At 68.6% G+C, this 8,543-nt stretch carries 6 protein-coding genes; all 6 read right to left on the reverse strand.

What is annotated here, in order from left to right:
* Positions 1-212 precede the first annotated feature (212 nt).
* On the reverse strand, positions 213-1,862 hold the full coding sequence (locus VFQ05_09145) for a hypothetical protein (GenBank protein HET9326923.1): 1,650 nt from the start codon (positions 1,860-1,862) through the stop codon (positions 213-215).
* A 139-nt stretch (positions 1,863-2,001) separates the two neighbouring features.
* Positions 2,002-2,658, reverse strand: coding sequence for a DNA-3-methyladenine glycosylase (locus VFQ05_09150; GenBank protein HET9326924.1), 657 nt, complete (start codon positions 2,656-2,658; stop codon positions 2,002-2,004).
* The gene (locus tag VFQ05_09155) at positions 2,655-4,028 is read right to left on the reverse strand and encodes a phosphomannomutase/phosphoglucomutase (GenBank protein HET9326925.1); all 1,374 of its coding nucleotides are present in this window, start codon (positions 4,026-4,028) and stop codon (positions 2,655-2,657) included. Before VFQ05_09155 ends, VFQ05_09150 begins: the two co-directional genes overlap by 4 nt.
* Positions 4,028-5,129, reverse strand: a protein-coding gene (prfB, locus tag VFQ05_09160; protein HET9326926.1) for a peptide chain release factor 2 whose coding sequence is annotated in 2 segments (ribosomal slippage) — positions 4,028-5,065 and positions 5,067-5,129 — 1,101 coding nt in all. Because the reading frame shifts where the segments join, the coding sequence is not laid out codon by codon here. Before prfB ends, VFQ05_09155 begins: the two co-directional genes overlap by 1 nt.
* A complete protein-coding gene (coaE, locus tag VFQ05_09165; GenBank protein HET9326927.1) occupies positions 5,126-5,791 on the reverse strand; it encodes a dephospho-CoA kinase in 666 nt (221 codons plus the stop codon). Before coaE ends, prfB begins: the two co-directional genes overlap by 4 nt.
* Positions 5,781-8,543 (reverse strand): DNA polymerase I (gene polA, locus VFQ05_09170; GenBank protein ID HET9326928.1); only part of this gene is annotated, 2,763 nt, incomplete at its 5' end. The genes coaE and polA, both read right to left, overlap by 11 nt.

Consider the following 8,543-nt stretch of genomic DNA (forward strand, 5'->3'; position numbering starts at 1 on the left):
GGCTCCTCGACTTGGGTGAATCCTCCAGCCTCGTCACCAGATTGCCGGGTCTGGAGAACGAAAGAATCCGCACCTTCTTATGTTGGGGAGTCGGGGGGCAGCTGAGGTCACGACCATCATGCGCCGGAGGAAACCTTGGCGCCTGCGCCCAGCCGTCCCGAACTATGGCGGCCGTCCAAATGGACGTCAAGACTTTTCCGACCAGCGATGGCCTAGAAGACCCACCGAACCTGGGCTCCCAGCTGCTGCCGGCTCTCCTTGGGGTCGGTGGAGTCCTCGAAGTCGGGTGAGATCCACTCGATCGACCAGCCGAAGTCGAGGGCCCAGATGGAGCCCAACGGCCGGATCCCGAACCCGGTGGTGAGCGTGTTGCTCTTGTACTCGTTGTGATCGGTGAGCTCGTCCAGGTCGTCGGAGCGGCGGATGAACCCTAGCCGACCGGTGAGGGCCGAAGTGCAGGCGTACTCCAGCCCGCCCCGGATGTCGGATGTGCGGCGGTGGGGCCCGTCGCCCTCGTAGCTCAGTGGGTCGTTGCCCGGAACCGGAGCCGGGTTCTCGAAGACATCCAGCTCGAGCGACTCCTTGGCGAAGTGGTACTCCGCTCCGACCAGGCCACGGCTCCCGAATCGCCAGGTGGCTCCGTAGGCGATGTCCCATCCGCTGTCCTTGGCGCGGCTGCGGACGATGCTGTCCGGCAGGGCGAGCGAGTCGGCTCCGCGACGGTTGGCCGCGACGTTGAGGAAGTAATTGTAGGAGTCGACGGCGCCCGGCGGCGGCGGCAGGATGTCCACGGTTCGGTTCCAGCTCCTCCCCCCCGCATTGAGCTCGAGGTTGCCCATCTTCCAGCGCAGGCGCCCGCGTCCTTCGCTCCCGTCCTCTGCACGGTCGAGCACCTTGCCTCGCCCGGTGAACGGATTTTGGTTCTGTCCGGCCTTGAGCGTGAAGACGAAGCGCTCCTCGTTCTCGGCGGTCCACGTGCGGCCGTCGAGCGCGTACTCGAACGCCTGATAGCGACCCGAGAGTCCCAGGCGGCCGGTGTAGTAGGAACGATCCTCGCCGGTGCCGGTGTCGTGGATGTTGTCCGAGTTCTCCCCTTCGACCCGGGTCGCGGTCGCTTCGCCGCCGACGGCGGCGGTCATCCAGCCTGCGATCCGATACGAAAGCCCCAGGCCGCCTCCCAAGGCGGATGCGCGCACTTCGTCGGGGTCGAAGAAGTTGGGCGGTGGCACGATCACGCTCTCCTTCCCCAGGTACTGGCCTTCGGCGTTGGAGAAGAAGGTGCGGTACTCCTCGAGCGAGTTGGCGTTCACGTTGAAGATATGCAGCTCGTAGATCATGCGGTCCGACTGGAAGCGCGGCATGCGGCCGCTGAGGATCGCCTCGAAGCGGGGCAGGTCGAGATGGTCGCGCAGCACGCGGGTGTCGCTGTACGGCTGGTCCGAACGCAACTGAGTGAAGTCACCGATCAGCCCGTAGATGCTGTTCTCGCTGCGCTTCCAGCCCTCGTAGGCGAGCCGCACCTCTCGCCCCGCCAGATGCTGGCGCTCCGTGCTGCTCCCGACCGGGGTGTGCCGGGCCGCCGCCGAGGACGTCGCGGGCCGGAGATCGAACGACGAGCTGGTATCGGCCTCGAACAGGCCGATGGGATTGGCCGCGAGGTCCCACAGATTGACCGCGTTGTGGACGTCGCTGGCGAGCGTCAGCCGGCCCATGCCGAGCAGGCGCGGGCTGCGGGAAGTGGCATCGGGCGAGAAGTCGAAGGTGTAGCTGAGCGGATCGCGAATCTGGGCGAGAGCCGCCGTGGTCCATGAGATCAGCGTCCAGCAAAGCGCGCTCAGCATCAGGCCGCGCGAAGCCCTCATGCCTTCTCCTTTCGAACCACCCGATCGAGCGGACCCGCGCGTTGAGGAACAGCAACCTCCGAGCAGGGCGGAAGTGACGCGCGGTCAACGTCCTGCGCCAGACACGAACGCGGGATACTAAGAACCGGCCGGGGGAGTGTCAACGGCGAAGTCCACCTCTCGGACCGGACACGAAGGGACTCTCGCGCACGAAAAAACGCCACGGCCGCTCGGTCGCGACGCGGATACCGACCCGGGAGCTGGTTCCGATTCGGCCTGCCAAGCGTTCCGGCCGCCGGTCGGATACCCAGAGAGGTGGCTGGGTGACATCGAGGCCGTTGCGGGTGAGGTCCAGTCCAAAGGCCTGCGCCAGACAGCCGGGGCCGCGCGCCAGTCGCTCGAGCACCGGGACGCCACGACGCCTGCGCATGATCTCGATGCCGATCCGCGGCTCTGCCGCTCGCAGGAGGACGGCGCTGGCGACGCCATCACGCCCCGTCACCAGGTTGAGGCAGTGATGCATCCCGTACGTGAAGTAGACATACGCATGGCCGGGTTCGCCGAACATCACCGCGTTGCGGCGTGTCCGTCCTCGGAAGGCGTGGCTCGCCGGATCGGCCTCGCCGCGATAAGCCTCGACCTCGACGATCACCCCGGCGACTCGTCCCTCGCGCGTGTCGTGGACCAGCATGCGCCCGATCAGATCGCGCGCGACCCTCGTCACCGGGCGATCGTAGAAATCACGCGGCAAGGGTTTGCCGAGCGCGCGCCGCGCCTCCCCCTCCGCGGTCGTCGATGCGTCGGCGCCGAGACTCAATGGGCGATGCCCGCCTCGCCGACTCCGAGTGACTTGAGCGGCTCCATGAAGGTGGCGCGGATCTCTTCGAGCCGCTTCTCGGAGCGGGCCTCGAAGCGCACCACGATCACCGCCTGAGTATTCGACGCGCGGGCGAGTCCCCAGCCGTCGCCGAACTCCACGCGGACGCCATCGATGTCGATGACCCGGTAGCGGCTCGAGAACTCTCGCTTGAGCGTCTCGACCACCGCAAACTTCTTGTCCTCCGGACAAGGCAGGCGGATCTCCGGCGTCGAATGGTATTGGGGAATCGTGTCCACGAGGTCGGCCAGGCTCTTCCCGGACGATGCCACGTAGCGCAGCAGTCGGCCCGCCGCGAACAATGCGTCGTCGAATCCGAAAAACCCCTCGCGGAAGAACATGTGGCCCGACATCTCTCCCGCCAGCGGCGCTCCGGTTTCCCACAGCCGGCTCTTGAGCAGCGAGTGGCCGGTCTTCCACATCATCGGCTGGCCGCCGTGCGCGGCGATGTCCTCGATCAGTCCCTGCGAGCACTTGACGTCGAAGATGATCGGCGCCCCGGGGACACGCGTCAGCACGTCGCGCGCGAACAAGGCGAGCAGCTGGTCGCCGAACACGACCCGCCCCCGCGAATCCACCGCGCCGATGCGGTCGGCATCGCCGTCGAAGCCGATGCCGAGATCGGCGCCGGAGCGCCGGACCTCGGCGATCAGATCCTTCAGCAGCTCGGGCACCGTGGGGTCCGGCAGGTGATTGGGGAAGCGCCCGTCGAGCTCGGCGAAGAGGGGCGTGACCTTGTGTCCCATGGTCTCGAACGCGCCCGGCACGACCGTGCCCGCGCAGCCGTTGCCGCAGTCCATCACGACCGTGAGGCCCTTGGCGCTCGCGCACCGATCCTCGAGCATGCGCCGGTAGTCGGCCAGGACGGGCCGATCGGCGGCCTTTCCTGGAGTCGCCGAGACGAAATCGCCGCGCTCGATCCGCTGGCGCATCTCCTGGATCTGGGCGCCGAACACCGGCCGCGGGCCCCGCGTCATCTTGAAGCCGTTGTACTCGGCGGGATTGTGGCTGCCGGTCACCTGGAGGCCCGCGTCCGCGCCCGCCTGCGCGACCGCGTAGTAGAGCGCGGGAGTCGGCACGACGCCCACCCGATGCACGTCGAGCCCGCACTGGACGAGTCCCTTCTCGACCCCCGCGGCCAGACGCGAGCTGCTGGGACGCACGTCGCGGCCGAGCGCCACGATGCGCGCGCCGTCGCCGGCGACCAGCGTGCCGAACGCGCGTCCGACGCCTTCGGCCACCTCGTCGGTCAGCTCGGTTTCGTGGAGACCGCGGATGTCGTACTCGCGAAAAATGTGGGCCGGAGCCATCAGGCCTCCTTGCGCTTGAGATAGGCGTCGATGAAGGAATCCAGGTCGCCGTCGAGCACCTTGTGCACGTCGCCGACCTTGAGCTCGGTGCGGTGGTCGTTCACCAGAGTATAAGGATGGAGGACGTAGGAGCGGATCTGGCTCCCGAAGTCGATGTCCTTCTTGGCGCCGGCGATCGCTTCGCTCTTCGCCTTCTCCCGCTCCTGGTAATGGAGGAAGAGCCGGGAGCGGAGGATCCGCATGGCGTTGTCCCGGTTCCGGTGCTGGCTCCTCTCGGCCTGGGACTGCACCACGAGCCCGGTGGGAAGGTGCGTGATGCGGACCGCGGACTCCGTCTTGTTGACGTGCTGGCCTCCGGCCCCGCTGGCGCGGAAGGTATCGATGCGGAGATCGGCCGGAGCGACGTCGACCGTGATGGTGTCGTCGACCATGGGAAAGATGAATACCGAGGCGAACGAGGTGTGACGGCGCTGCGCCGCGTCGTAGGGCGAGATGCGCACCAGCCGGTGGACTCCGCTCTCGGCCTTGAGATAGCCGTAGGCATAGTCGCCGGTGATCTCGACCGTCACGTCCTTGATGCCCGCCTCTTCACCGGGCTGGAGGTCGAGCACGTTGGCCGCGTATCCGTGACGCTCGGCCCAGCGCATGTACATGCGGAACAGCATCTGAGCCCAGTCCTGAGACTCGGTCCCTCCCGCTCCGGGGTGGATGGCGACGAGCGCGCCGAGGCGGTCGTACTCTCCGGACAGGAGACTCTTGAGCTCCAGCTCGCCGATCCCGCCTTCGAGCGTGTCGAGCTCGCGCGACAGCTCGGCGAGCATTCCCTGGTCGCCTTCGGACTCGGCGAGGTCGAGCATCTCCGCGAGGCCGCTGAGCGAGCTCTCCTGGACGGCCCATTCGTCGACCGTGCGCTTCTCGCGCTTCATCTCGGCGACGGTCTTCTGCGCCTCCTCGGGCCGGTCCCAGAAGCCCGGCGCCGCCATGCGTCCTTCGAGCTCCGCGACGCGCGCCCGCCCGCGATCGACGTCAAAGGTACCTCCGCAGGTCGTCGAGCGTGTGGCGTGCGTTGTCGATGCGTTTTCGCAGCTCGCTGGTGGTCAGCATCCGGTTCCTTTCGTCGACTCGGCCTCGAGGCTCGCCAGCGCGGCTCGCGCCTGCCGGCGCAGCTCCTCGGCCGATCCCTGGTTCACCAGCGTCACGTCGGCAGCCGCCGCGAACGCCTCGTTGGTTCGTTGCGCCGCGAGCCTCGCGCGCGCCTCGGACTCACTGAGGCCGCGGGCCCGCCATAACCTCTCGATCTGCGCGGCTTCCGGAGCGACCACGGCGATGACCGCGTCGCAGTCGCGTTCGAGACCCCACTCCAGCATCAGTGCCGCGTCGATCACGGCCACGCCGCGAGCGCCCGCGGCGCGCAGCGTGTCCAGCTCGTGCCGGATGCGCTCGACGATGCGCGGATGCACCAGCGCGTCGAGCCGCGCTCGCGCCTCCCGATCGCTGAAGATCCGCGCCGCCACCCGCGGCCGGTCGAGCTCGCCGTTCTCGCGGTAGATCCCGGGTCCGTACTCGGCGGCGAGGGCCTTCCGAACCTCGGGATCGCGATCGGTCACCTCGTGTCCCAGCCGATCCGCCTCGATCAGCCGGGCGCCGTCTTCCGCCAGCGCGCGCGCCACCGTGGTCTTTCCGCTGCCCGCACGGCCGACCAGGCCGATGATCAGCAAGCCATCGCGGGCCTTGGCGCGACGCGGCTTCCCCTCAGTGGACATCGAACCAGGTCGATCCTCGCCCCACCGTGACGACCAGCGGCACGCGAAGCGGGAAGCAGCCTTCCATCTCTTCTCGCACGCGTTCCGAGACCAGGTCCGCGTCCTGCATCGGGCATTCGAGCAGCAGCTCGTCGTGCACCTGGAGCAGCAATCTAGCCGAGGGAATGTGGGCCTTCAAGGCAGCGGCCACGCGAATCATCGCGAGCTTCATGAGATCCGCCGCCGAGCCCTGGATGGGCGTGTTGATTGCGGCGCGCTCGGTGGCCGAGCGCTCTCCCCCGTGGGCGCTGTCGAGCCCCGGAAGGTAACGGCGGCGGCCGAGCAGGGTCGCCACCCACCCTTGCTGGCGCGCGTCCGCCATCGTGCGGTCGAGGAACGCGCGCACGCCGCCGAACACGCGGAAGTATTCGGCGATGAATGCCTGCGCTTCGGCGAGCGGGATGCCCATCTGCTGCGCCAGGCTGCGCGCGCCCATGCCGTACATGATTCCGAAGTTGACGATCTTGGCTCGCGCCCGGAGTCCCGGATCGAGCGGTCCCTGCACCTTGAAGATCGAGCGCGCGGTGCGGTCGTGGACGTCGTCGCCGCTCTCGAAGGCCGCCACCAGTCCCGGATCTCCGGAGAGGTGCGCCATCACCCGCAGCTCGATCTGCGAGTAGTCGGCGCCGATCAGCACCGCTCCCGGCGCGGCGACGAAGGCCTGGCGGATCCTGCGACCGCGCTCGGTGCGCATCGGGATGTTCTGGAGGTTGGGATGGCTGGACGAGATCCGCCCGGTGGCCGCGCCGGTCTGGTCGAAGACGGTGTGCACTCTCCCGTCGCGCGGATCCACTTCCGCCGGCAGCGCGTCGAAGTAGGTGGAGCGCAGCTTCGACAAGGCCCGGTACTCGAGCAGCCGTGCCGGGAACGCGTGCACGCCGGCCAGGTCTTCGAGCACATCCTGCCGGGTCGACAGGGCGCCGCCGGGCGTGCGGCCCTTGGCCTTGAGCCCCAGCGTCTCGAACATCACCTTCGCCACCTGCGGGCCGCTGTCCAGGTTGATGGGCTCACCGGCCATGGCCACGAGCTCGACGCGCAGGCGGTCGATCTCCTCCGCCGCGGCTCGAGACATCGCGCGCAGCGCTGAGGCGTCGAGCCGCACGCCCGCGCGCTCCATGTCCAGCAGCACGGGGGTCAGCGGCCGCTCGAGCGTCTCGTAGAGCCCCCACTGGTCGCGCGCTTCGAGCTGCGCGCGGAGCGCCTGGGCGAGCGGAATCAGCGTCGCGGTGATCCGCGCCGCCATCGCGCCGGCTTCGAGCGGCAGCGCGCTTGGCTTGATCCTGCGCCCGCCCGGCGCCTCACCGAGGCGCGGCAAGCTCGCGCCGAGGAAGTCGCGCGCCATTGCCTCGAGCGAGTGATCGCGCTCGGGATCGCACAGGAACGACAGGACGCGGAGGTCCACGTCCGGAGCGCCTTCATGCAGCGCGAGCTCGAGACCGAGACCTTCCAGCAGGTGGGCACAGCCCTTGAGGTCGATGCCGATCTTGGGCACCTGGGGATCGGCCAGAGCCAGACCGAGCCAGTCTCGCAGGCGATCGATGCCCACGTTGCTGGCGCCCTCGTGACCGATCGGGATGTAACTCGCGCCCTTGGGCGTGGCCACTCCGAGGCCGACGACCCGGGCGGTGCGTGGGTGCTCGCCTTCGAAGAGCGGATGGATGGCGAGTCCTGCGCGCGCGTCTTCGAGCACGGCGCGCACCTCCGCCTCGAGCTCTTCAGGGGCGGTCGCGGTCGCAGTGGCCTGGACGGGATCGAGCCAGAGATCGAGCGAGGCTTGCGACTGCATGGGCGCGGAGGCCTCGGCCCGTGGTTCGGGCGCGGGCGGCGACGCCGCCGGCCGCGACTGCTCCTCGCGAGCGATCTCGGGCAGTCGACGCTCGAGCGCCTTCAGCTCGTAGCGCAGCACGAGATCGCGGAATGCGTCGGGCCGGATGGGCTGGACCCTGAGATCCTCCCACGTGCACTCGAGATCGAGGTCAGTCTTCACCGTCACCAGCTCGCGCGACAGGAACGCCTGCTCGCGATTCGCCTCGAGCCGGGCGCGGATCGACGGCTTCTTGATCTCCGCGAGATGTTCGTAGATGCCTTCGAGCGATCCGTACGCTCGCAGCAGCTCGTCGGCGGTCTTGTCGCCGATCCCGGGCACGCCGGGGACGTTGTCGATCGTGTCCCCGAGCAGCGCGAGCACGTCCACCACGTGCTCGGGCGGCACGCCCCATTTCTCGATCACGGCGGCCCGATCGATCCACGCGTACTCCTCGCCGCGCCGCAGCGGCGCCAGGACCTTCACCCGGTCGCTCACGAGCTGCACCAGATCCTTGTCGCCGGTGATGAGCACGACGTCGAGCCCGTCCTTCTCGGCGCTGCGCGCGAGCGTGGCCATCACGTCGTCGGCTTCCATGCCGGGGATCTGGATCACGGGAAGGCCGAGCGCCTTCGCCATCTCCTCCACCGGCCGGACCTGGCTCAGCAGATCGTCGGGCATCGGCTTGCGAGTCGCCTTGTACTCGGCGAAGCGCTCGTGGCGGAAGGTCTTCCCAGGCCCGTCCCACGCCAGCGCCCAGTAGTCGGGCTTCTCCTCGCGCCTGATCTTGAGCACCGTGTTGGCGAAGCCGAGGATCGCGTTGGTCGCCTCCCCGCGCGAGTTGCGCAGAGGCACCCACTTGCTGGGATCCTCCCGGTCGCGCGTGAGCAGCGCGTGGTAGGCCCGGTA

The sequence above is a fragment of the Candidatus Eisenbacteria bacterium genome, from assembly GCA_035712145.1.
GTDB lineage: Bacteria > Eisenbacteria > RBG-16-71-46 > RBG-16-71-46 > RBG-16-71-46 > DASTBI01.

Excerpts from the sequence above, each read along its gene's own strand:
- coaE (HET9326927.1), bottom strand. The coding sequence starts at position 5,791 with ATGTCCACTGAGGGGAAGCCGCGTCGCGCCAAGGCCCGCGATGGCTTG.
- VFQ05_09145 (HET9326923.1), bottom strand. The coding sequence starts at position 1,862 with ATGAGGGCTTCGCGCGGCCTGATGCTGAGCGCGCTTTGCTGGACGCTG.
- VFQ05_09155 (HET9326925.1), bottom strand. The coding sequence starts at position 4,028 with ATGGCTCCGGCCCACATTTTTCGCGAGTACGACATCCGCGGTCTCCAC.